The sequence below is a fragment of the Roseateles sp. T103 genome, from assembly GCF_057219915.1.
In genome coordinates this window covers 125,866-147,195 of sequence record NZ_JBXVVS010000005.1, presented here as the reverse complement: position 1 = coordinate 147,195, position 21,330 = coordinate 125,866, and the positions used below count along the sequence as shown (strand labels likewise).

Here is a 21,330-nt window from a genome sequence, read left to right as displayed (position 1 = left end):
GCTGTGGCCGGCGCCCGTTCGGCCGGCTCAGTCCCGGCGGCGGCGACGGGCGATCAGGCCGACGGCGCAAAGGCCGGCGAGCATCAGCGCGTAGCTGCTGGGCTCGGGCACTGGCGAGGTGACGCTCAGCGCGACGTTGTCGATGGCCAGGCCATGGTCGTTGCCGGTGTCGTTGTTCTCGACCCAGCGTATCCACAGCGTCTCGCCGGGGTTCCAGCTCAGTCCGTTGACGGTGCCGCCGCGGTTGGCCAGCAGGCCGCTCGCGTTGCCGTCGACCGCGGCCGCCGTGCTGCCGACGGTGGGTGAGGACCAGTCGAAGTTGCCGCCCGGCGCAGTCCAGTTGCTCACGCTGGCAAAGCTGCTGCCGAAGCCGTACTGCAGAGCCATGGTCTGCGCCGAGGTGTTGCCGCCGTTGCGCCACTGCTCGCCGTCGAAGCGCAGCGTGAAGCTGTCGAAGGCGATGCTGCTGCTGTTCGTGAACGCGACGGCGATGTAGCCGGCCACGGCGCCTGACGCCGGGGAGCCGAAGTAGGCGCCACCCGAGGCAATGCCACCCAGCGCGCGCTCTGCACTGCCGGTCGTGCCGAAGCTGAAAAAGCTGCCGGTGTTGGTACTGCCGGTGCCCGTCGTGTAGCTGGCGATTGCGGTGCCGCTGGCCGTGAACAGGCTCCACCCCGCCAGGGTGTTGTCATTGAGCCAGGGAACGGTGGCACCGCTGCTGGCCAGGGTGTTGAAGTCCTGGCTGTAGACGAGGTTGCCATCCGTCAGCTGGATGGCGGCATGGGCGGGCGAGGCGGCGGCCGCAGCGAGAGCGGCAGTAGCAAGAAGGCGCTTGGACACGGCGGGACTCCCGATGCTGGTGGCTTGAGTGGGGCAGCTGGCAGACGTAAAACGTTTGGCAATGCTGCGGTGCAAAACGCCAGCGATGTTTCAGGGATTGCGTGAATTTGTCGTGTCATGCCGGGGCGGAACCTGGAAAACCCCCGCGAATGCGGGGCCGGGTCAGCCCTGAAGAACGTTTGCGCCAGATTTGCGCAATGACGTGCCGATGCTCAGGGGACATCGCAATGTTGTGGCGCGGCGCCGCACCCTTCGCCGTCCAGGCGTCGATTGCTGGCAAGCCATCGACATCAAGAGAAAAGACAAAGGGCTCCGCGCGGGAGCCCTGCCGATGTGCGGCTGTGAATCAGCCCTTGGCAGCCGCCATGCGCTCCTGGTCAGCTTTGCGGTCGGCGCTGACCTTCTGCGCCGACGCTCGCTCGCCGATCATCTTCACATAGCCCTTCCAGTCCACGCCATGGGCAGCGAGCAGGTCTTCGCCGAGCACCGCCTTGGTGGCCATCGCGACCAGCGGCAGGCTGACCCAGGCCGAGCAGTCGGCCATCGTGAAGCTGTCGCCAGCGATATAGGGCGAGAACTTGGCCAGGCGCTTGAAGGCGGGGATGTTCTTGTCGAGCTGGCGGCGCACGCGCTCCTTGTCGGCGTCGCTGCAACTGCCGCCGAAGAAGGCCTGGCCGTAGAGCTCGCGCGCCACCAGCTCCAGATGCAGCTCGATGTAGGTGATCAGCTCGCGCACCTTGGCGGCGGCGAAGGGATCCGCCGGGATCAGCGCCGGCGTCGGATAGGCCGCTTCCAGGTAGTCCATGATCACCTGGCTCTCGCACAGCGGGCCCTGCTCGGTACGGATGTAGGGGATCTTGCCCAGCGGCGTGCAGGACAGCACCGCCTCTTCCTTCGAGCGGGTCATCACCAGCTCTTCCTGGAAGGGGATGCCCTTCTCCAGCAGGGCCATCTTGACCTTGTTGTAGTAGTTGCTCAGCGAGAAACCGCACAGCGTGATCATGATCTGTCTCCTCGACGTCAGGTTGAAGAATGCTCGGCGTGCGCGCAGTCTAAGGCGCCATGCCTGGCGGAGTTGCCGCGCAGGGGACAGCGTCGTCAGCGCCGGTTCACCAGCGCGATGCCGGCGGCCAGGGCAGCCAGTGCGACGACCAGGCGCAAGGTCAACGGCTCGCCCAGCAGCAGCACGCCGGCCAGCAGGCCGAACAGCGGCGTGGCCAGCGTGAAGCTGGCCAGCCGCGTGGCCGGGTAGTGGCGGATCAGCCAGAACCACAGCAGATAGCTGGCGAAGGAGACGACCACCGTCTGGAAGAACATCAGCCCGCCCAGGCGCGCCGACCACTGCAGCGGCGCCGGCTCGCCGACCAGCAGCGCCGCCGCTGTCAGGCCCAGCCCCGAGACGCCCAGCTGGTAGAGCAGGGTCTTCTCGGCGCTGGCCTGCGCGAGCCGCGTGGCGCGAATCGCCAGCGTCGTACCGCCCCACAGCAGCGCCGCCAGCAGGCCCAAAGCATCGCCCAGCCACTGCAGCGGTGAGGCGCCGGCGCCGCCGAAGCCCTCGGCAAAAGCCCAGGCCACCGCGCCGAAGGCGATCAGCAGCCCGGCGCCCTGGCGCAGCGTCAGCCGCTCCGAGCGCGCGATGAAGGGCATGCCCAGCGCGACGACGAAGGGGCTCAGGTAGATGAACACCACCATGCGCGAGGCACTGGTGAACTGCAGGCCGATGAAGATGCAGGCGAACTCCAGGCCGAAGAGCAGGCCGGCCAGCAGGCCGCCCGGCAGGCTGCCGTCGCGCCGGAACAGCGCAATACCGCGCCAGCGCGCCCACAGCGCCACCAGCACTGCCGCACCCAGCGAGCGCAGTCCGGCCTGCCACAGCGGGCTGATCTCGGTGAGCGCAGCCTTGGCCGCGACCTGGTTCAGGCCCCACAGCGCGCAGCACAGCAGCAGCGAGGTGATGGCGAAACTGTCGAGATGCGATTTGCGTTCGGGCGTTGCGATCATGTGCCACGCATCATGCCTGCCGCAGCGCCTGCCGCATGCGCCAGGCGCGCAGCAGCAGGGCGCAGAGCGCACCGGCCAGCGTGCCACTGAGGTGCGCGGCTGGTGCGATGGCGATGTCCCAGCCTTCCAGCTCGCGCATCGCCGGCCCCAGCGGTGCCTCCAGGGTCAGCTTGAGCAGCAGCCCGGCACCGAGCAGCGAGCCGATCAGGCGCTCGCGCCCGCGGCGCGCAAGCAACTCGATCGCGGCGATCGCGGCGCCAGCATGCAGCACGCCCGAGAGCCCGCCGAAATGCTGCAGCGCTGGCCAGCCCAGCAGCATCGCCTGCGTCAGCGGCCAGGCCGCCAGCCAGGCCAGGGCCTGGCCCGGCCCCAGGCGGGCGCGCCAGCCCAGCCAGGCGAGCGCCGCGCAGCCGGCCAGATTGGCCAGCAGGTGCGTCGGGCTCCAGTGCACCCAGGCAGCGCTGAGCGCGCGCCAGGGCTGGGCGGCCGCGAGCGCGGGCTGCCAGTCCAGCCCCTCGCGCGACAGCGGCCAGACGGCCAGCGCTGCCGCCGCATGCAGCAGCGCCAGCGCGACCCAGGCGCTCAGGCGGGGAAGACGCTGCGCCACAACGCCAGCACCGCGTCGCGATGCCTGCCCAGACCGGCCGCTTCGACCGCCGCCTCGTCCAGCGCGGTCGACTGCTCGTCCAGGCGCGCCTTGTGCTGAACGCGGCGCAGCTCGCGGTAGGCATCGGCGGCGGCGCGGCCCACGCCCTCGGGCAGCAGGCCGGAGCTTTCCGCGCGCTGCAGCAGCGCGATGGTGCCGGCGTTGTCGAGCAGCTCGGCGTGAGCGCGTGAATGCAGCAGCACCAGGTACTGCAGCGCGAACTCGGCGTCCATCATGCCGCCGGGGCTGTGCTTGACGTCGAACATGCCGGCGCGCACCGGCCGGGACTGGCGCACTTTCTCGCGCATCGCTTGCACCTCGCCGCGCAGCGCCGCGCCATCGCGCTCGGCGGTGAGCACGGCGCGGCGCACGCGCTCGAAGCGCTCGGCCAGCGCCGCATCGCCGGCGCAGAAGCGTGCCCGCGTGATGGCCTGGTGTTCCCAGGTCCAGGCGGTGTTGCTGCCGCGGCCGGTCTGGTAGTTCTCGAAGGAGTCCATCGAGGTCACCAGCAGGCCCGAGTTGCCGTTGGGGCGCAGTGCCGTATCGATGTCGAACAGCTCGCCGGCCGCGGTGCGCAGCGTCAGCCAGGTGATCAGCTTGCGCACGAAGGCGCCGTAGATCTCGGCCGCGCTGATGTTCTCGCTCGGGTCGGCGTCGTCGAAGAGGAAGACCACGTCCAGGTCGCCGCCGTAGCCCAGCTCCTTGCCGCCGAGCTTGCCGTAGGCGATCACCGCGAAGCGCGGCGCCGGCCGGTGCGCTTGCTTCAGCCGCGCCCAGGCCCAGTCGATCGCGCACTGCACGGTGGCGTCGGCCAGCGCCGACAGCTCGTCGGCCACCTGCTCCACCGTGATGCTGCCTTCGACATCACGCACCAGGGTGCGGAACACCTCCGCATGGTGGGCGCGGCGCAGCGTGTCGAGCAGCTGCTCCTCGTCGGCCTCGCCGGAGCGCTCCCAGCCGGCGTGGCGCGCTTGCAGGTCCTGGTAGTAGACCTGTCCGTCGAAGCGTTCGTTGAGCAGCCGCGCATCGGCCAGCTCGTCGATCACGCCGGGATGCTGCATCAGGTAGCGCATCGGCCAGCGTGCCAGGCCGAGCAGGCGCAGCAGCCGCGTCTGTACCGAGGGCCGCTCGACCAGCAGGGCCAGATAGGCCTCGCGGCGCAGCAGCGGCTCGATCCACTCGACGAAGCGCACCGCGGCGTCCAGGCTGCAGCCCTCGTCGCGTACCGCCTGGTCGGCGCGGCCGATCAGCCTGGCCAGGCGCAGCCGGGATTCCTCGCGCAGCGCCTGCACACGCGGCTGCTGCGCCCAGCGGCGCACCGCACTGGCCAGCTCGGGCTGCAGCTTGTCGAGGAAGTCGTCGGCATCCACCGGCAGCGGCGCACTGCCGCAGTTGCGGCAGCCGTTGCCGCCACCGGCAGGCGCCGGCGCCTGACCGTCGTGCAGCAGCGCATCGAACTCGGTGGCCACCAGCTCGCGCACCTCGCACAGCTTGTCGAGCAGCTCGCAGGCTTCGGGCTTGCAGGTCATGGCCATGCTCTGCGCGATCCAGGCGAGGTCGCCATCGGCAGTGGGCAGCAAATGGGTCTGCTGGTCGTCCAGGTACTGGATGCGGTGCTCGATGCGGCGCAGGAAGTCGTAGGCGGCCTGCAGCTTCTCGGCGGTCTCCGGCTTCATCAGCCCGCGTGCGGCGACGCGCGACAGCGCCTTCACTGTCGAGCGGGTGCGGATTTCGGGGAACTGGCCGCCGCGCACCACCTGGAGCAACTGCACGATGAACTCGATCTCGCGGATACCGCCGCGCGAGAGCTTCACGTCGTTGGCACGCTCGGGTCGGCCGGCGGCGCGACGCTGGGCCTCGTCACGGATCTTGCGGTGCAGCTGGCGCAGGCCCTCGAAGACGCCGTAATCCAGATAGCGCCGGTACACGAAGGCCGTGACCAGCGAGCGCAGCGCCAGCGCGCGCTTCAGGCTGGCCGCGTCCAGCGGCGCGACGACGCGGCTCTTCAGCCAGGCGAAGCGCTCCCATTCGCGGCCCTGGACGAGGAAGTACTCCTCCAGCATCGCCAGGCTGACCACCGGCGGACCGGAGTTGCCGTTGGGGCGCAGCGCCAGGTCGACGCGAAAGACCTGACCCTCGTCGGTCACATCGCCGATCAATGTGTACAGGCGCCGCGCCACCTGGGCGAAGTACTCGTGCGCCGTGGTCTGCTGCGGCCCGTCGGTCATTCCGTCGTCGTCGTAGACATAGATCAGGTCGATGTCCGACGAGACATTGAGTTCGCGGCCGCCGAGCTTGCCCATGCCGACCACCCAGAACGCTATCACCTCGCCCTGCGCGTTGCGCGGCGCGCCGTTGATCGCGTCCTGGGCCGCGCGCGCGTCCGCCAGTGCCAGGCACAAGGTGGTCTCGGCCAGCGTGGTCATCACCTCGGTGATCGCCTTCATTGGCGCGCCCTGCTCGACGTCGAGCACGGCCAGGCGCTCCAGCACCAGCTGGCGCGCCACCCGCAGCGCAGCGGCCAGGCTGCGGCCGCCGGCCTGCAGGGCCGCCACCGTCGCCTCGATGGCAGCGCGGTCGGGCAGCCCCGGCGGCAGCAGCGCCAGCTCCGCGGCATAGCGGCGACGGATGCGCTGCACGAAGCGGCTGTGATCCGCGCGCGCGGCCGGGCTGGTTTCGGAGTGCAAAGAGGGCTCGGGGACGCTCATGGGCCTATGGTGGCTGTGCTAGATTCCCGGCCATCCTGGGGGTGCCGGACTGCGTTGCGCTGCTGCTGTCGCTGCGTCGTGCATGGCAGCCGGTGGTTCGAAGCCACGGCGACGTCGAATCGCGGCTCCGAGGCGCTCGATTCCCACATACCCGTGTCCGTCCGTCCGTCCGCCGCCTCCGCCAAGTTCGTACGCGTACCCCGCTGGATACGCAGCGTCGTGCGCTGGTCCCTGCGCGGGGTGCTGGCGCTGTGGATCTTGCTGCTGACGGCCCTGCTGCTCTTGCACTGGCTCATTCTGCCGCACATCGACGAGTGGCGTCCCCGCATCGAACAAGCCGCCGAGCGCAACCTGGGTATGGCGCTGCGCATAGGCCACATCGAGGTCAGCTCCGGCGGCTGGATCCCGGCGCTGACGCTGCAGGATGTGCGCCTGCTCGACAAGGCCGGTCGCGAGGCGCTGCGCCTGCCCCTGGTCAGCGCGGCGCTGTCGGCGCGCTCGCTGCTGGCCTTCGAGCTGCGTTTCGAGCAGTTGCTGGTGGACGCGCCAGAGCTGGAGGTGCGCCGCGATGCCCGGGGCCGCATCCTGGTGGCGGGCCTGGACGTGGAGAGCGCCGGACCGGCCGAGACCGGTGATGCGCTGCTGGACTGGTTCTTCTCGCAGCACGAGTTCGTCATCCGTCAGGGCCGGGTGCGCTGGGTGGACGAGCTGCGCGGCGGCGCGGCGCTGGAGCTGGGCGAGCTGGACCTGCTGGTGCAGAACGGCCTGCGCCGCCATGCGATCCGCCTGGACGCCACGCCGCCGGCGGCCTGGGGCCAGCGCTTCTCGCTGCGCGGCCGTTTCACCCAGTCGCTGCTGCGCCGCGCTGGCGAGCTCTCGCACTGGAGCGGTCAGCTGTATGCGGAGCTGCCGCGCGCCGATGTCAGCCAGCTGCGCCGCCATGTGAGCCTGCCTTTCGAGCTCAGCGAGGGCGACGGCGCGCTGCGCGCCTGGCTGGACCTGCGCGAGGGCGAGGTCAGCGGCCTGACGCTGGACCTGGCGCTGCGCGCGGTGCGGCTGCGCCTGGCGGAGCACATCGATGCGCTGGACCTGGCGCGCATCGAAGGCCGGGTGGCGCTCAAGCGCGACGAGCGCGGCCTCTCGATCGCTGCCACGCAGCTGGGCTTCGAGGGCGACGACGGTCTGGTCTGGCCGCGCTCCGACTGGCGGCTGCAGCTGTCCGAGCGGGCCGATGCGCCGGGCGGCGAGCTCGCTGCCGAGCAGCTGGATCTGCAGTTGATGGCGCAGATCGCCAGCCGGCTGCCGCTGGCCGAGCCGCAGCGCCGCCTGCTCAGCGAGCTCGCGCCGCAGGGCCATGTGCGTGCGCTTCAGGCGCAGTGGCAGGGGCCGCTGGAGGCGCTGAAGGGCTACCGCGTCAAGGCGACGCTGGAGGAGCTCAGCCTGGTGGCCCGGCCGGCGTCCGAGTCGCGGGTGGCCGGCCGTCCCGGCATCGCCGGTGCCAGCCTGCAGCTGGACGCCAGCGAGAAGGGCGGCCAGGCGCGGCTGAAGTTCAGCGATGGCGCGGTGGAGCTGCCCGGCGTGTTCGAGCAGCCGCGGCTCGAATTGCCGGAGGCCAGCGCCGCGCTCAGCTGGACGCTGACGCCGCGCGAAGGCGCGCTGCCCATGGTGGAGCTGCGCGTCAGCGAGCTGCGCATCGCCAACGCCGATCTGCGCGGGCAGCTGGACGCACTGTGGCGCACCGGCGCCGGTCCGGCCGACAAGCCCGGCCGCGGCGCGCGCTTCCCCGGCTATCTGGAACTCAATGGCCGCCTCGACGAGGCGCAGGCGACGAGTGTGGCCCGCTACCTGCCGCTGGGCGTGGGCGCCGATGCGCGCGTTTATGTGCGCGATGCGGTGCGCTCCGGCGTGGCCCGGAATGTGCAAATCCGCGTGCGCGGCGACCTCTGGGATTTCCCCTTCGACCAGAGCGCGCAGGGGCAGTTCCGCATCAGCACGCAGGCCGAGGACGTGCAGCTGGCCTATGTGCCCAGCCATGCGGCCACCGCCACGGCGCCGGCCTGGGAATCGCCCTGGCCGGTGATGGACAAGGTCAATGCCGAGCTGGTGTTCGAGCGTGCCGGCATGCAGATCAGGAACGGCCGCGCGCGCGTGCTCGGCTATGAGCTTTACGGCGTCAACGGCGGCATCAAGGACCTGATGCACAAGCAGGTGCTGGCGCTGGAGGGCAGCGGCCGCGGGCCGGCGGCCGAGCTGCTGGGCTTCATGCGCGCCTCGCCGCTGGGCGGCTGGACCGGCCATGCGCTGGATCTGGCCAGCGCCACCGGCAATGCGGCGCTGAAGCTGGCGGTGCAGATCCCGCTGGCCGATGTGGAGCGCGCCACCGTCAAGGGCCAGGTGCTGCTCGCCGGCAACGACATGCGCCTGCGTCCCGATGTGCCGCTGCTGGCCAACACGCGGGCGCGGGTCGAGTTCGACCGGCGCGGCGTCTCCATCCAGGGCGGCGCGGCGCGCGCGCTGGGCGGCGAGCTCAGCTTCGAGGGCGGCAGCCAGCGCGACGGCAGCCTGCGCTTTGCCGGCCAGGGTGTGGCCAGCGCGGAGGCCTTGCGTCGCGCCACCGAACTGGGCCAGCCGGCCCGGCTGGCCCAGGCGATGAGCGGCCAGGCGGCCTACCGGCTGGAGCTGGGCTTCGTGCAGGGGCGCAGCGAGATGCTGCTGACCAGCTCGCTGCAGGGCATGGCGCTGGACCTGCCGGCGCCGCTGCGCAAGAGTGCCGACGCCGCGCTGCCGCTGCGCTGGCAGAACACGCTGCTGGCCAACGGCGCGCGCGACGAGCTGCGCTTCGAGCTCGGCAGCGCGGTGCAGGCGCGCTATCTGCGCGAGCTCAGCGGCGAGAGCCCGCGCGTGCTCAGCGGCGTGATCGCCTTGCACGACAGCTTGCCGGCGCTGCCCGCCCAGGGCGTGCGTCTGCAGGCCAGCCTGGAACAGCTCAACCTCGATGCCTGGCAGGAGCAGGCGCGGCGCCTGCTCGGCGAGTCCGTCGATGCCGGTGCAGGCAACGGCTACGCGCCCGGCGAGATCGGCCTGCGCGCGCGCACGCTGCAGGTCGACGGCCGCACGCTGGACGATGTGGTGGCCGGTGTGAGCCGGGTCGGCGAGAGCTGGCGCGGCACTGTCGACGCCGATCAGCTCAGCGGCTATCTCGAGCTGCGCGCCGCGAGCGGTAGCCAGCCGGGCCTGGTGTTCGCGAGGCTGGCGCGGCTGTCGCTGCCCAAGAGCGAGGCCGATCGCGTCAGCAGCCTGCTCGAGCAGCAGCCGGCCAGCGTGCCGGCGCTGGACATCGTGGTCGAGGACTTCGAGCTGCGCGGCAAGCGCCTGGGCCGGCTCGAGGTCGAGGCACGCAGCAGCGGTGCGCAGCGCGACTGGCGCCTGTCCAAGCTGCAGCTGCGCCATCCCGACGCAGTGCTCAACGCCAGCGGGCGTTGGCAGGCCGAAGCGGGCCAGCGCGCCCGACGCACGCAGCTGGAATGGACCCTGGAGGTGCAGGACGCCGGCCGGCTGCTCGAAGCGATGGGCCAGGGCCGTGTGCTGCGCGGCGGCAAGGGCGAGCTGGCCGGCACGCTGGGCTGGCAGGGCTCGCCGCTGAGCCCCGACTACCCGAGCATGAGCGGCAAGTTCAAGGTGGCGCTGGACGCTGGCCAGTTCCTCAAGGCCGAGCCGGGCGTGGGCCGGCTGCTCGGCGTGCTCAGCCTGCAGTCCTTGCCGCGCCGGCTGCTGCTGGACTTCCGCGACGTGTTCAACGAGGGCTTCGCCTTCGATGGCTTCGGCGGCGATGTGCAGATCGAGCGCGGCGTGGCCAGCAGCCAGAACCTGCGCATGACCGGCGTGCAGGCTGCGGTGCTGATGGCCGGCAGCACCGACCTGGCCGCCGAGACCCAGGACCTGCGCGTGCTGGTGGTGCCCGAGATCAATGCCGCCGGTGCCTCGCTGGCCTATGCCGCGATCAACCCGGCCGTGGGCCTGGCCACCTTCCTGGCCCAGCTGGTGCTGCGCCGGCCGATGATCGCGGCCAACACGCGCGAGTTCCACGTCACCGGCAGCTGGGATGATCCCAAGGTCGAGCGCGTGGAGCACAAGGGCGAGCTGCCTGGGCAGCCGGCCTCCGGCCTGAAATCGGGCGAGCTGCCTGGGCAGCCGGCCTCGAGACCGGCCGAGCCCGCCGCGGCCGCCAGCAGCCCGTGAGGAGCCCCGCCATGAAAGTCGCCGCCATCCAGATGGTCTCCAGCCCCGACGTGGTCGAGAACCTCGCCCGCGCCCGCCACTGGCTGGAGCAGGCCGCCGCGCGCGGCGCACAGCTGGCCGCGCTGCCCGAGTACTTCTGCCTGATGGGCCGCAAGGACGAGGACAAGCTGGCCATCGCCGAGGCGCTGGGCGACGGGCCCATCCAGCAGACCCTGTCCGACGCGGCGCGCGAGCTGGGCCTGTGGGTGATCGGCGGCACGCTGCCGCTGCGCACCGCCGACCCGCAGCGCGTGCGCAACAGCAGCCTGGTGTTCGCGCCGGACGGCCGCCGCGTCGCGCGCTACGACAAGATGCACCTGTTCTGCTACGACAACGGCCGCGAGCGCTATGACGAGGGCCGCGTGCTCGAGGCCGGCGACACGCCGGTGGCACTGCAGGTCGGTGCCGGCGAGGACGCACTGCGCCTGGGCCTGTCGGTCTGCTACGACCTGCGTTTCCCCGAGCTCTATCGGGCGTTGTCGGCCGAGCTGCTGGCCGTGCCCTCGGCCTTCACGCACACCACCGGCCAGGCGCACTGGGAACTGCTGTTGCGCGCACGAGCGGTCGAAAACCTCGCCTTTGTCATCGCACCGGCCCAGGGCGGCCGGCATGAGAATGGCCGTCGCACCTGGGGCCACACGATGATCGTCGACCCCTGGGGCGAGGTGCTGGACTGCCTGCCCGAGGGCGAAGGCCTGGCCGTGGCCGAGCTGTACCGCTCGCGCCTGGCCGAGCTGCGCAGCCAGCTGCCGGCGCTGAAGCACCGCCGGCTGTGAGACTGCTCGAGGAGGCGGCGATGAAGCGACTTGGATGGACGGCCCTGGCGACGGCGTTGCTGGCGACGGGCCTGCTGGCCGGCTGCGGCACGCCGGCACAGTCACGGCAGATGAACCTGGCGCCGCTGGACGCGCTGCAACTGCGCGGCTTCATGCCCGAGGCCTTGCGCGGCCAGATCGCCCTGGGGCAGATCGACGGCGGCAGCGAGACCTGGCGCTACTGGGGTTCCAAGGTCAGCAGCGCGGCGCTGGCCGAGGCGGTGGAGGACAGCCTGCGCTCGGTGGGCGTGCTCGCGGCGCAGCCGGCGGCGGCACGCTTCGAACTCAGCGCGAAGCTGGTGGCCTTGCAGCAGCCCGACCTGAAGTGGCAGCCGCAGGCCCTGGTCACCGAGAACCGCGTGCTCGCGGTGGTCGAGTACACGCTGAAGGACCGCGCAAGCGGCGCGGTGGTCTACCAGCGCAGCATGCGCAGTCAGCATGCGGCCGAACTCGGTGAGGCGCTGTTCTCGCAGTCGGACCGGCTGCGCCTGGCCAACGAGGGCGCGCTGCGCCAGAGCCTGCAGCAGCTGCTGCGCGACTTTGCCGAGCTGCGGCCCTGATTGCGGCTCCGGACGACGGGCTTAGCGCACCAGATCGCGGCCCAGGCGCTTGGCCTCGTACAGCGCTGCATCGGCGCGGGCCAGCACCGCGTCGGGGCCGGCATCGCCGGGTTCCCACTGGGCCACGCCGAAGCTGGCCGACAGCGGCCAGGGCCGGCCCTGCCAGGCCCAGTGCAGCTCGTGCAGCATCTGGCGGACACGCTCGGCCACCAGCGCGGCGCCGACGGTGTCGGTGTCGTGCAGCAGCAGCGCGAACTCCTCGCCGCCCAGGCGTGCCAGTGCGTCGACCTCGCGGACCAGGGGCCGCATCTGCCGCGTGAGCAGCGCGAGCGCAGCGTCACCGGCGGGATGGCCGAGCTCGTCGTTGAGCTGCTTGAAGTGGTCCATGTCCAGGATCACCAGCGCCTGCGGCGTGCCGCGACGCCAGTGCTGGTGGGCACGCTGCAGCGCGGCCTCGAAGGCGCGGCGGTTCAGCGCACCGGTCAGCGGGTCTTCACGGGTGAGCTGGCGCAGCTTCAGCACCAGGCGCAGCACCAGCAGGAAGGCCACCTGCGTGTTGATCAGCAGCGCCATGCCGAGGCCGAACCACAGCCATAGCGCATGCGCGCTGCTCTGGTGCAGCAGGCTCAGCTTGTCGGCCGGCAGCAGCAGCGCGCCCATCCCGCGCAGGCCGAACATCAGCGCCAGCAGCAGATAGGGTGAGACCAGCAGCAAGGCCCAGCCGGCCGGCACCGCGCGGCGCAGCACGGCGAATGCGGCGCGCGCGATGCCAGCGTTGAGCAGCGCCATGCCCCAGGCACTGACTGCCAGCCAGGCCGGGCCGCCCGAGGGCAGCAGCAAGAGCAGCAGCGCGCAGCCCGCGACGATGGCCAGCGGCAGCCGCCATTGCGGCCGCCCGTGCGCGATCACCGGGCCGAAGGCCCACATCAGCGCGAAGGCGCCCTGCAATTGCAGCGCGGAGCCCAGGTAGGTCAGCAGGTCGGGCCAGCCGGGCCGGTCGCGCGCGACATACAGCGCGATGCCTCCGGCCAGCAGCAGGTTCACCAGCGCCATCACCCGGGCCGGCTGTGGCGCGAAGCGCTGCGAGCGAGACAGCAGCGCCCAGGCCACGGCAGCGAGCAGGGCCACACCGGCGACCAGCACCAGCAGGGTCGGGGTATGGCTGGCAATCGTCGGCATCATGCGGCGCCGCCCTGCACTGCGGGTTCGACGCAGATGCGGTCGCGACCCTGCGCCTTGGCCTGGTAGAGCAGCAGGTCGGCACGCTGCAACAGCCGCGTGCAGCCGGCATCGTCGTCCGCCTCGCCGATCGCCACGCCGAAGCTGGCGCGCAGGGGCCAGACCTGACCCTGCCACTGCAGCGGCTGCTCATGCAGGCGCTGCCGCAGCCGCGCGGCCAGGGCCAGGGCCGCGCCCTGATCGCTGCCGGGAAGCAGCAGGCCGAACTCCTCGCCGCCCAGGCGGGCCAGGCGATCGACGGCGCGGCACTCGCGCGTGAGCAGGCCGGCCACATGCACCAGGGCGGCATCGCCGCCGGCATGGCCCAGCGCGTCGTTGATGCGCTTGAAGTGGTCGATGTCGAGCACGATCCAGGCGAAGGGCTGGCCGCGGCGCAACGCCGCCTGGGCCAGACCCAGCGCCTCCTGCAGCGCGCGGCGGTTGAGCAGGCCGGTCAGCGGGTCGTGACTGGCCAGATGGTCGATGCGCAGCCACAGGCGTCGCACGGCCAGGATCATCAGGCTCAGCGGTATCCACAGATGCAGCGCGCTGGGCAGCAGCTGGTGCAGCAGCGTGCTGCGCTCCAGCGGGTGGCCGTCGATGGCAGAGAGCAGCAGCGCCACCGCGAACACCGCGAAGGGCAGGCACAGCGCCAGTCGCGCCATGTGATGCTGGCGCGCATCCCGGGTGCCCGTGTAGAGCAGCAGCGCCATGCCGGCGGACAGCAGGGCCAGCGCGGCGGCGGAGATGCGCCAGGCCAGCATCGGTGCGTCGAGCAGCAGTGCCGCGCCGGCCGCCAGCACGATGGTGGCGGCGGACACCAGCGGATAGATCAGTCGCGGCGGGGCATGCAGCAGGCGCCGGGCGCCCCGCTCCAGCGTCAGCATGGACAGCAGGGCCAGCGCAGCGCGCTGCCAGTCGGCCAGCCAGACGCCCGGCCAGGGAGCGCTGCAGCCGCTGCAACCCAAGGCCGGAATCGCCAGCAGCGAGGCGGCGCAGAACAGCCAGGCTGCGCGCGGCGCGATGCGGTAGAAGCCGGCCAGCATGGCCCAGACCAGGGCGCCGAAGGCGTGCACCAGCACATCGGCCATCCACAAGGTCATCGGGTCGAGTGTGGGCATCAGAGCATCGGGAGCAAGCAAGCCTAAGTGCTGAAGTATGCCCGGCTGGGGGCGCATGGCGGCCATGCATGCCGCATGACTTGGTGGCGCAGCTGCTCTCGGCAGGGCCTGTGTCATCACGTTCGGTTATGGCCTGTTCGCCGGCTGCGATAGCCAGAGCCGGACCGACAAGCGCCCATGCAGGCTGCAGCCTGAATAATGCGGGGGTCACACGGACTGTCTCTCCTATGTTCCTCAATTACGTCTGGATCGCCTTCTTCCTGATCGGCTTTGGCGTGGCCCTGGCGCGGCTGGCCGGCGGCGATCTGGGCATCTTCACGCAACTTCTCACCGGCATCTTCGACAGCGCCAAGACCGGCTTCGACATCTCGCTGGGCCTGATCGGGGTGATGAGCCTGTGGCTGGGCATCATGAAGATCGGCGAGCGCGCCGGCGTGATCCAGCTGTTTGCGCGCGGCCTGGCGCCCTTCTTCTCGCGCATCTTCCCCGGCGTGCCCGCAGGCCATCCGGCCAACGGTGCGATGACGATGAATTTCTCGGCCAATATGCTGGGCCTGGACAACGCTGCCACGCCGTTGGGGCTGAAGGCGATGCAGGAGCTGCAGGAGATCAATCCGCGCAAGGACGAGGCCAGCAACGCGATGATCATGTTCCTGGTGCTCAACACCGCGGGCATCACGCTGATTCCCACCTCGGTGATCGCGATCCGCCAGACGCTGGCGGTGGACCAGGGGCTGGTGGGCTTCAACGCGGCGGACATCTTTCTGCCCACGCTGATCGGCACCTTCATCTCCTTCGTCTCCGGCCTGCTGGCCGTGGCCTGGATGCAGCGCATCAATCTGCTCACCACGCCGGTGCTGGTCTTCTTCGGCGGTTTCGCAGCGCTGATGGCCGGGCTCTTCGCGTGGCTGCACGGTTATCCGCCGGAGCAGATGTCGCGCTACATCGGCCTGCTGGGCGCGCTGGTGATCGTGGCGATCATCATGCTGTTCATCGCCGTCGGCGCCTGGCAGCGTATCAATGTCTACGAGGCTTTCGTCGAGGGCGCCAAGGAGGGCTTCGGCGTTGCGGTGGGCATCATTCCCTACCTGATCGCGATGCTGGTGGCGATCTCGGTGTTCCGCAACACCGGCTGCATGGACTATGTGGTCAAGGGCATCGCCGCGGTGGTGGCGATGCTGGGCCTGCCGACCGATTTCGTGCCGGCGCTGCCGGTGGGTCTGATGAAGACGCTGTCGGGCAGCGGCGCGCGCGGCCTGATGGTCGATGTGATGAAGACCTACGGCGTGGACAGTTTCGAGGGCAAGCTCGCCGCCATCATCCAGGGCTCGACCGAGACCACCTTCTATGTGCTGGCCGTCTACTTCGGCAGCGTGAAGATCGTGAAGACGCGCTATGCGCTGGCCTGCGGGCTGTTTGCCGATCTGGTCGGGCTCATCGGGGCGATCGTGGTGGGGTACTGGTTCTTCAAGTGAGCGGCGCAGACTCGTTGCCTTGCCGAGGATCGAGCGGGGCAGCGATGGGCCGGGGCGATTTGCTCCATGTCCCCCGGGGCCACTGCGTGACCCCTCCTCCTTTACTTACGCAAATCGCCCCGGCCCACCACTGCCTGCACGGTGCAGGCATGCGGTGCTTGGTATGCCCCGGTGGTGTACGGAGCAAAGCAAGCCCGTCGCGTCGCTCCTCGCGCCGACGCAGCGCACGCACGCAATTTCGGCGCCTCAGCGCCCCGGCTGCCCCGTCCCCTGCGCACCGCTGGCGCGGGCGTTCAGGTAGGCATAGAGATCGACGATATGCGCGGTCACGCTGGGCTCGCCTTGCCAGGCGGGCATGCTCACCGCGCCGGCCTGACGCTGCAGCACCGCGTCGATCTGCGCCTCGCTGCCCTTGGTCTGGCCGGCGGGCAGGCTCCAGTCGTAGCGCGTCAACACCAGACCGACGAAGCGGCGCTGACCCATGTCGCGCACGCGCGGCAGCAGGTCGGGGGCCAGCGCCGTGCCGTTGGCAGCGGTGCCGTGGCAGCGCGCGCACTTGTCCTGGAAGACACGCCAGCCGCTGTAGACCGAGCCGGGCGACTGCGTCTCGCGCGTCTCGCGGGCCAGCTGCTCGGCCGGCTTGCGGTTGAGCAGCTCGACCTGGCCGCTGCTGCTGCAGCCGGCCAGGGCGGCGAGCACGGCGGCCAGCGCGACGGTGGTGACGGGCAGGCGGGCATTCTTGATCGTGGGCATGGTGATCTCCAGCGGCGGTCTTGATCGGTCTGTCTGCCATTGTGCCCGGGCGCAGACGAGGCTCTATTGATCTACTCGTGCCGCAGCGCCTCGATCGGGTCCAGCTGCGCGGCGCGGCGCGCCGGGAAATAGCCGAACAGCACGCCGATGCCGGCCGAGAACACGAAGGACAGCGCGTTGATGCCCGGGTTGAACAGATAGGGCACCTGCATCAGTGCGGCCAGCAGCACCGATGCCGCCGTGGCCAGCACGATGCCCACCAGACCGCCCAGCGCGGCCAGCACCACGGCCTCGATCAGGAACTGCAGCAGCACCTCGTGCTCGCGCGCGCCGATCGCCAGGCGCAGGCCGATCTCGCGGGTGCGCTCGGTCACGCTGACCAGCATGATGTTCATGATGCCGATGCCGCCGACCAGCAGGCTCACCGCCGCCACCGCGCCGAGCAGCGCCGTCATCACTTGCGTGGTGCCGGAGAGCGTCTGCGCCAGCTGCTGCGTGTCCAGCACATTGAAGTTGTCGTCGTCGTTGGGGCCGAGCTTGCGGCGCTCGCGCAGCAGCTCGCGCACGCTGGCCTTGAGCCGCGTGCTGTCGCTGCCTTCCTGCATGGACACCAGCAGCGTGGAGACGCGCTGGTTGCCGGTGACGCGGCGCTGCAGCGTGCGCAGCGGCACGACGACGGTGTCGTCCTGATCCATGCCCATCGCCGCCTGGCCCTTGGAGGCGAGCTGGCCGATGATGGTGCAGCTGAACTGCTTGATGCGCAGCAGCTCGCCCACGGCGTCCTTGCCGGCGAACAGCTCGCGCTGCAAGGTCGAGCCGATCAGACACACCGCGGCACCGGCCTGCAGCTCGGCCTCGCTGAACTCTCGTCCGGCAGCGAGTTTCCAGTTGCCCACCGTCAGCCATTCGTTGTTGCTGCCGATGACGCTGGTGCTCCAGTTCTTGCCGTTGGCCACCACGGTCGCGGCGCTGCGGCCCTCGGGCGCGACCGCCGCGACGCCGCCGATCTGGTCGAGGATGGCCTGGCCATCGGCCTCCTTGAACGAGGGCGCGCCGCTGCCCCCGCCGCCGCCGGGAATGCCCAGGCGCTGGCCGGGGCGGATCTGCAGCAGATTGCTGCCCAGGCTGGAGATCTGGCTCTGCACCGCGGCGGTGGCACCCTGGCCCAGCGTGACCATGGTGATCACCGCGCTGACGCCGATGACGATGCCCAGCACGGTCAGGAAAGAGCGCATCAGGTTGCGCCGGATCGAGCGCAGCGCGAGCAGCAGGGCGTTGAGCAGCATGACTCAGCCCCCTCCCTGCGCGGCATGCGCCGCGGGCACCGGCGTCGGTGCCGGGTTGCGCTCGTCGCTGGCGATCTGGCCGTCGACGAAGCGCACCAGGCGCTGCGCATAGGCGGCCATGTCGGACTCGTGGGTGATCATCAGCACGGTGATGCCGCGCTCCTCGTTGAGGCGGCGCAGCAGCTCGAGGATCTCGCGGCTGCGCTGCGTGTCCAGATTGCCGGTGGGCTCGTCGGCGAGCAGCACGGCCGGATTGCTGACCAGCGCCCGCGCGATGGCCACGCGCTGCTGCTGGCCACCGGAGAGCTCGGCCGGCGTGTGCCGCTCGCGACCGGCCAGGCCCACCGCGGCCAGCGCCTCGGCGGCGAGCTGGTGGCGCCGGGCCGCGGACTCGCCGCGGTAGAGCAGCGGCAGCTCGACGTTCTCCTGCGCCGAGGTGCGCGCCAGCAGATTGAAGCCCTGGAACACGAAGCCCAGGTAGCGGCGGCGCAGCAGCGCACGCTGGTCGCGCGTCAGGTCCTGCACCGGCACGCCGCGGAACAGGTATTCGCCGCCGCTGGGCGTGTCCAGGCTGCCGAGGATGTTCATCGCGGTGGACTTGCCCGAGCCGCTGGGGCCCATGATGGCGACGAACTCGCCTTCCTGGACGTCCAGATCGATGCCCTTGAGCGCCATCAGCTCGGTGGCGCCGCTGCCGTAGCGCTTGCTGATGCCGCGCAGGCGGATCAGCGGTGCGGCGCCGTCCTCGCTCGCCGGAACGTTCATGGCTGCTGCGCCTTCTGGTCGACGATGAGCTGCATGCCTTCCTTGAGCTCGCCGCCGCTGACCTCGGTCATGCGGCCGTCGCTGAGTCCCGCCTGCACGCTGAGCTGCCGCGGCGTGCCGTTCTCCAGCACCCAGAGCTGGCGTGTCATGCCGGCGCCGCCGTTGCTGTCGCGCGCGGACTTCTTCGTCTGCTGCACGGGCGGGCGCGGCATCAGACTGGAGACGATGCTGCCGCTTTTGCTCGCGCCGGGCGCCGCCGCGGCGCTGGTCGGCGAGAAGCGCAGCGCCGCATTGGGCACCAGCAGCACGTTCTCGCGCTGCAGTGCGGCGATGGTGGCGGTGGCCGTCATGCCGGGGCGCAGGCTCAGGTCGGCGTTGTCGACGTCGAGCTGGGTCAGGTAGGTGACCACGTTCTCGCTCAGCGTGGAGCCGTAGGCCACGCGGGTGACGCGCGCCGGGAACTGCCGGCCGGGGTGCGCACTGACGGTGAAGCTGGCGGCCTGACCGGTCTTGACCATGCCGACGTCGGCCTCGTCCACATAGACCTGCAGCTTCAGCCGCGTCAGGTCCTCGGCAATGGAGAACAGCGTCACCGCCTGCAGCGACGCGGCCACCGCGTTGCCGGGATCGACATTGCGCGTCAGCACCACGCCATCGGCCGGCGAGCGGATCGAGGCCTTGCCGAGGTTGATCTCGTCGGTGGCCAGCGCCGCCTTCGCATCGGCGATGCTGGCCTGCGCGCTCGCCTCGTCGGCACGGGCGCGCTCCAGTGCGGCGCGCGCGGCGTCGAGCTCGGCCCTGGACGGCACCTTGCCGCCGGAGAGCTGCGCCACCTCCTCGTAGCGCGCCAGGCTGGCCTGCGCTTCCTTGGCCGTCACCTGGGCCTGCGCATACCTGGCCTGGGCCGAGGCCAGCGAGGCGCGCGAGCGCAGCACCTGGCCCTGCAGCTTGGCGGTGTCCAGTTCGACCAGCACCTGGCCCTTGTGGACCCGGTCGTTGACGTCCACATGCACCTTGAGCACGGTGCCGGACAGCTCGGAGCCGACATTGATCGCGCGTGTCGGCTGCAGCGTGCCGTTGGCGGTGACGTTGAGCGTGAGCTTGCCGCGCGCCACTGTGTGCGTCGTGTAGCTGGGCGCGGCCGCGGCACGCTGCTCGCCGCGCCAGTAGGCGAAGCCCAGCGCGCCGAGCAGCAGCACACCGGCCGCGATCCAGGGCGCGGGCCGGCGCCACCAGGGACGGTCAGCGCCTGCGCCGAGCAGGGCGTCGATCGCAGACGCGGAGGCGGTGGCCGAGGACGAATCGTTGCGGGTCATGAGCGGGGGTTCCTGTCGTTGGCGCCGGCGTCGGCCGCATCGGCCTCGGGCTGCCAGCCGCCGCCCAGCGCCTTGTACAGACGCACATGGTCGGCAGCGAGCGCGGCGGTGGCGCTGGCCACGCTGTCCTGGGTGGACAGCAGCGTGCGCTGGGTGTCGATCACGGTCTGGAAGTCCACCAGGCCGCTGGCATGGCGCTGACGCGCCAGCAGCGCGGCATTGGCGGCCGCGTCGGCGGCGCGCTGCAGCGTGGCCAGGCGGGTGCGCTCGTTCTGCAGCGCGATCAGCGCATCCTCGACCTCCTGCAAGGCGGTCAGCAAGGCGGTTTCGTAGACGGCGCGCTGCTGCTCTGCGCCGGCCTGCGCGGCACGCTGCTGTGCGGCGAGCGTGCCGCCGTCGAACAGCGGCAGCGTCACGCTGGCCAGCAGGCTGCGCAGCAGCGCGCTGCTGTCGCTCAAGCCCGACAGGCGGGCGGCGGATAGGCCCAGCGAGCCGCTGAGCCTGAAGCTGGGCTGGCGCGCGGCATCGGCCTGCGCGACGCGCGCCAGCGCGGCCGACAGATTGGCTTCGGCGGCGCGCACGTCGGGCCGCTGGCGCAGCGTGTCGGCCGGGAAGGCCAGGGTCAGGTCTTGCGTGGGCAGCGGCACCGGCGCGGCGGCGCTGTCTTGCATCAGCGGCGCCAGCGCCTCGGGCGTGCGGCCGGTGAGCAGCGCCAGCGCGTGCGCGGCCTGGTCGCGCGCGGTCTGCAGCGTGGGCAGCGTGGCGCGCGTCTGCTCGGCGGCGCTGCGTGCCTGCTCGGCCTCCAGCGAGGTGGTCAGCCCGGCTTGCAGCCGCCACTGCGTCAGCTGCAAGGTCTCTTGCTGCGCAGCGAGGTTGGCGCGCGCGATCTCCAGGCGCTGCTGGCTGCCGCGCAGCGTGATGTAGTTCAGCGCCACCTCGGCAGCGATCGAGACCTGCGCATCGGCCAGGCTGGCAGCACTGGCGCGGGCTGCGGCCTCGCGCTCGGCCAGCGCGGCCGCATTGCCGCCGAAGACATCGGGCTCCCAGCTGGCGTCGAAGGCGCTTTTCACGCTGCGGCTGTCCACGGCCGCACTGCCCTGGCCGCTGCGGCTGCGCGAGGCCGACGCACCCAGGCTCAGCGCGGGCAGCAGCGCGCCTGCGGCAGCGTCGCGCAAGGCCCGCGCCTGACCCAGTGCGGCCTGCGCGCTCTTCACGCTGCCGTTGGCCTGCAGTGCGGCCTCGACCAGTGCGCTCAGCTCGGCATCGCCGAAGCGCTGCCACCAGCCGGCCAATGCGCTGGGGCCGGCTGCTGCCGCCGCGCTCCGGGGCTCGTCATGCAGCCAGCGCGCGGGCGGCGTTCCGGGCCAGGCCTTGCCCGCTGCCGGTGTCGGGCGGCTGCTGGCGCAGCCGGGCAGCGTCAGGCTCAGCGCGAGCAGCGCGCTCAGCGCCACAGCAACGCCGGCCGGTCCGCGGCGCCTTGTCATTGCATTCATGTGCCCAGTATCGACAGGGTCTGCTGTCGCCGTGTTTGCCAGTCGTCAAGCAATG

At 71.1% G+C, this 21,330-nt stretch carries 16 protein-coding genes; 4 read left to right on the top strand and 12 right to left on the bottom strand.

Annotation, left to right across the window (positions count from 1 at the left end; all coding sequences use genetic code 11):
* Positions 1-27: 27 nt before the first annotated feature.
* The 5 genes from AC2EBS_RS15130 to glnE form a co-directional block, all read right to left on the bottom strand.
* A complete protein-coding gene (locus AC2EBS_RS15130; RefSeq protein ID WP_484729268.1) occupies positions 28-840 on the bottom strand; it encodes a PEP-CTERM sorting domain-containing protein in 813 nt (270 codons plus the stop codon).
* Between the two features lie 346 nt (positions 841-1,186).
* Positions 1,187-1,843: a glutathione S-transferase gene (locus tag AC2EBS_RS15125; protein WP_484729267.1), complete on the bottom strand. Its 657-nt coding sequence runs from the start codon at positions 1,841-1,843 to the stop codon at positions 1,187-1,189.
* Between the two features lie 95 nt (positions 1,844-1,938).
* Positions 1,939-2,841, bottom strand: coding sequence for a DMT family transporter (locus AC2EBS_RS15120; protein WP_484729266.1), 903 nt, complete (start codon positions 2,839-2,841; stop codon positions 1,939-1,941).
* Between the two features lie 10 nt (positions 2,842-2,851).
* Positions 2,852-3,448, bottom strand: coding sequence for a rhombosortase (gene rrtA, locus AC2EBS_RS15115; RefSeq protein WP_484729265.1), 597 nt, complete (start codon positions 3,446-3,448; stop codon positions 2,852-2,854).
* Positions 3,424-6,195: a bifunctional [glutamate--ammonia ligase]-adenylyl-L-tyrosine phosphorylase/[glutamate--ammonia-ligase] adenylyltransferase gene (gene glnE / locus AC2EBS_RS15110; protein ID WP_484729264.1), complete on the bottom strand. Its 2,772-nt coding sequence runs from the start codon at positions 6,193-6,195 to the stop codon at positions 3,424-3,426. Before glnE ends, rrtA begins: the two co-directional genes overlap by 25 nt.
* 153 nt (positions 6,196-6,348) lie before the next feature.
* Here glnE and AC2EBS_RS15105 point away from each other — a divergent pair, with 153 nt between their 5' ends.
* The 3 genes from AC2EBS_RS15105 to AC2EBS_RS15095 are packed head-to-tail and all read left to right on the top strand — an operon-like array spanning position 6,349 to position 11,848.
* Positions 6,349-10,434 carry a YhdP family protein gene (locus AC2EBS_RS15105; RefSeq protein WP_484729263.1) on the top strand — a complete coding sequence of 1,362 codons (4,086 nt, stop codon included), beginning with the start codon at positions 6,349-6,351 and terminating at the stop codon, positions 10,432-10,434.
* Between the two features lie 11 nt (positions 10,435-10,445).
* Positions 10,446-11,249, top strand: coding sequence for a carbon-nitrogen hydrolase family protein (locus AC2EBS_RS15100; protein WP_484729262.1), 804 nt, complete (start codon positions 10,446-10,448; stop codon positions 11,247-11,249).
* A gap of 20 nt (positions 11,250-11,269) precedes the next feature.
* Positions 11,270-11,848 carry a hypothetical protein gene (locus AC2EBS_RS15095; protein WP_484729261.1) on the top strand — a complete coding sequence of 193 codons (579 nt, stop codon included), beginning with the start codon at positions 11,270-11,272 and terminating at the stop codon, positions 11,846-11,848.
* Positions 11,849-11,869: 21 nt separating this feature from the next.
* On the opposite strand, the gene AC2EBS_RS15090 is transcribed toward AC2EBS_RS15095, so the two are convergent.
* Both AC2EBS_RS15090 and AC2EBS_RS15085 read right to left on the bottom strand, forming a co-directional pair.
* Complete coding sequence (locus AC2EBS_RS15090; RefSeq protein ID WP_484729260.1) at positions 11,870-13,030, bottom strand: GGDEF domain-containing protein; 1,161 nt, start codon at positions 13,028-13,030, stop codon at positions 11,870-11,872.
* Positions 13,027-14,187 (bottom strand): GGDEF domain-containing protein, encoded by a 1,161-nt coding sequence (locus AC2EBS_RS15085; protein WP_484729259.1) that lies wholly within the window; start codon positions 14,185-14,187, stop codon positions 13,027-13,029. The genes AC2EBS_RS15090 and AC2EBS_RS15085 overlap by 4 nt, the downstream gene beginning before the upstream one ends.
* A 227-nt stretch (positions 14,188-14,414) precedes the next feature.
* Here AC2EBS_RS15085 and AC2EBS_RS15080 point away from each other — a divergent pair, with 227 nt between their 5' ends.
* Complete coding sequence (locus tag AC2EBS_RS15080; protein ID WP_484729258.1) at positions 14,415-15,662, top strand: nucleoside recognition domain-containing protein; 1,248 nt, start codon at positions 14,415-14,417, stop codon at positions 15,660-15,662.
* A 246-nt stretch (positions 15,663-15,908) separates the two neighbouring features.
* On the opposite strand, the gene AC2EBS_RS15075 is transcribed toward AC2EBS_RS15080, so the two are convergent.
* From AC2EBS_RS15075 to AC2EBS_RS15055, 5 genes are all read right to left on the bottom strand, one after another.
* On the bottom strand, positions 15,909-16,415 hold the full coding sequence (locus tag AC2EBS_RS15075; RefSeq protein WP_484729257.1) for a c-type cytochrome: 507 nt from the start codon (positions 16,413-16,415) through the stop codon (positions 15,909-15,911).
* 71 nt (positions 16,416-16,486) lie between these two features.
* Complete coding sequence (locus tag AC2EBS_RS15070) at positions 16,487-17,701, bottom strand: ABC transporter permease (protein WP_484729256.1); 1,215 nt, start codon at positions 17,699-17,701, stop codon at positions 16,487-16,489.
* Positions 17,702-17,704: 3 nt separating this feature from the next.
* Positions 17,705-18,466 (bottom strand): ABC transporter ATP-binding protein, encoded by a 762-nt coding sequence (locus AC2EBS_RS15065; protein ID WP_484729255.1) that lies wholly within the window; start codon positions 18,464-18,466, stop codon positions 17,705-17,707.
* A complete protein-coding gene (locus tag AC2EBS_RS15060; RefSeq protein ID WP_484729254.1) occupies positions 18,463-19,782 on the bottom strand; it encodes an efflux RND transporter periplasmic adaptor subunit in 1,320 nt (439 codons plus the stop codon). The genes AC2EBS_RS15065 and AC2EBS_RS15060 overlap by 4 nt, the downstream gene beginning before the upstream one ends.
* Positions 19,779-21,275: an efflux transporter outer membrane subunit gene (locus AC2EBS_RS15055; RefSeq protein WP_484729253.1), complete on the bottom strand. Its 1,497-nt coding sequence runs from the start codon at positions 21,273-21,275 to the stop codon at positions 19,779-19,781. The genes AC2EBS_RS15060 and AC2EBS_RS15055 overlap by 4 nt, the downstream gene beginning before the upstream one ends.
* Positions 21,276-21,330 lie beyond the last annotated feature (55 nt).

Bases quoted from the DNA above. Each gene is read 5' to 3' on its own strand.
- AC2EBS_RS15125 (WP_484729267.1), bottom strand. From the start codon at position 1,843: ATGATCACGCTGTGCGGTTTCTCGCTGAGCAACTACTACAACAAGGTC.
- AC2EBS_RS15120 (WP_484729266.1), bottom strand. From the start codon at position 2,841: ATGATCGCAACGCCCGAACGCAAATCGCATCTCGACAGTTTCGCCATC.
- glnE (WP_484729264.1), bottom strand. From the start codon at position 6,195: ATGAGCGTCCCCGAGCCCTCTTTGCACTCCGAAACCAGCCCGGCCGCG.
- AC2EBS_RS15100 (WP_484729262.1), top strand. From the start codon at position 10,446: ATGAAAGTCGCCGCCATCCAGATGGTCTCCAGCCCCGACGTGGTCGAG.
- AC2EBS_RS15095 (WP_484729261.1), top strand. From the start codon at position 11,270: ATGAAGCGACTTGGATGGACGGCCCTGGCGACGGCGTTGCTGGCGACG.
- AC2EBS_RS15090 (WP_484729260.1), bottom strand. From the start codon at position 13,030: ATGATGCCGACGATTGCCAGCCATACCCCGACCCTGCTGGTGCTGGTC.
- AC2EBS_RS15085 (WP_484729259.1), bottom strand. From the start codon at position 14,187: ATGCCCACACTCGACCCGATGACCTTGTGGATGGCCGATGTGCTGGTG.
- AC2EBS_RS15080 (WP_484729258.1), top strand. From the start codon at position 14,415: ATGTTCCTCAATTACGTCTGGATCGCCTTCTTCCTGATCGGCTTTGGC.
- AC2EBS_RS15075 (WP_484729257.1), bottom strand. From the start codon at position 16,415: ATGCCCACGATCAAGAATGCCCGCCTGCCCGTCACCACCGTCGCGCTG.
- AC2EBS_RS15070 (WP_484729256.1), bottom strand. From the start codon at position 17,701: ATGCTGCTCAACGCCCTGCTGCTCGCGCTGCGCTCGATCCGGCGCAAC.
- AC2EBS_RS15065 (WP_484729255.1), bottom strand. From the start codon at position 18,466: ATGAACGTTCCGGCGAGCGAGGACGGCGCCGCACCGCTGATCCGCCTG.
- AC2EBS_RS15060 (WP_484729254.1), bottom strand. From the start codon at position 19,782: ATGACCCGCAACGATTCGTCCTCGGCCACCGCCTCCGCGTCTGCGATC.
- AC2EBS_RS15055 (WP_484729253.1), bottom strand. From the start codon at position 21,275: ATGAATGCAATGACAAGGCGCCGCGGACCGGCCGGCGTTGCTGTGGCG.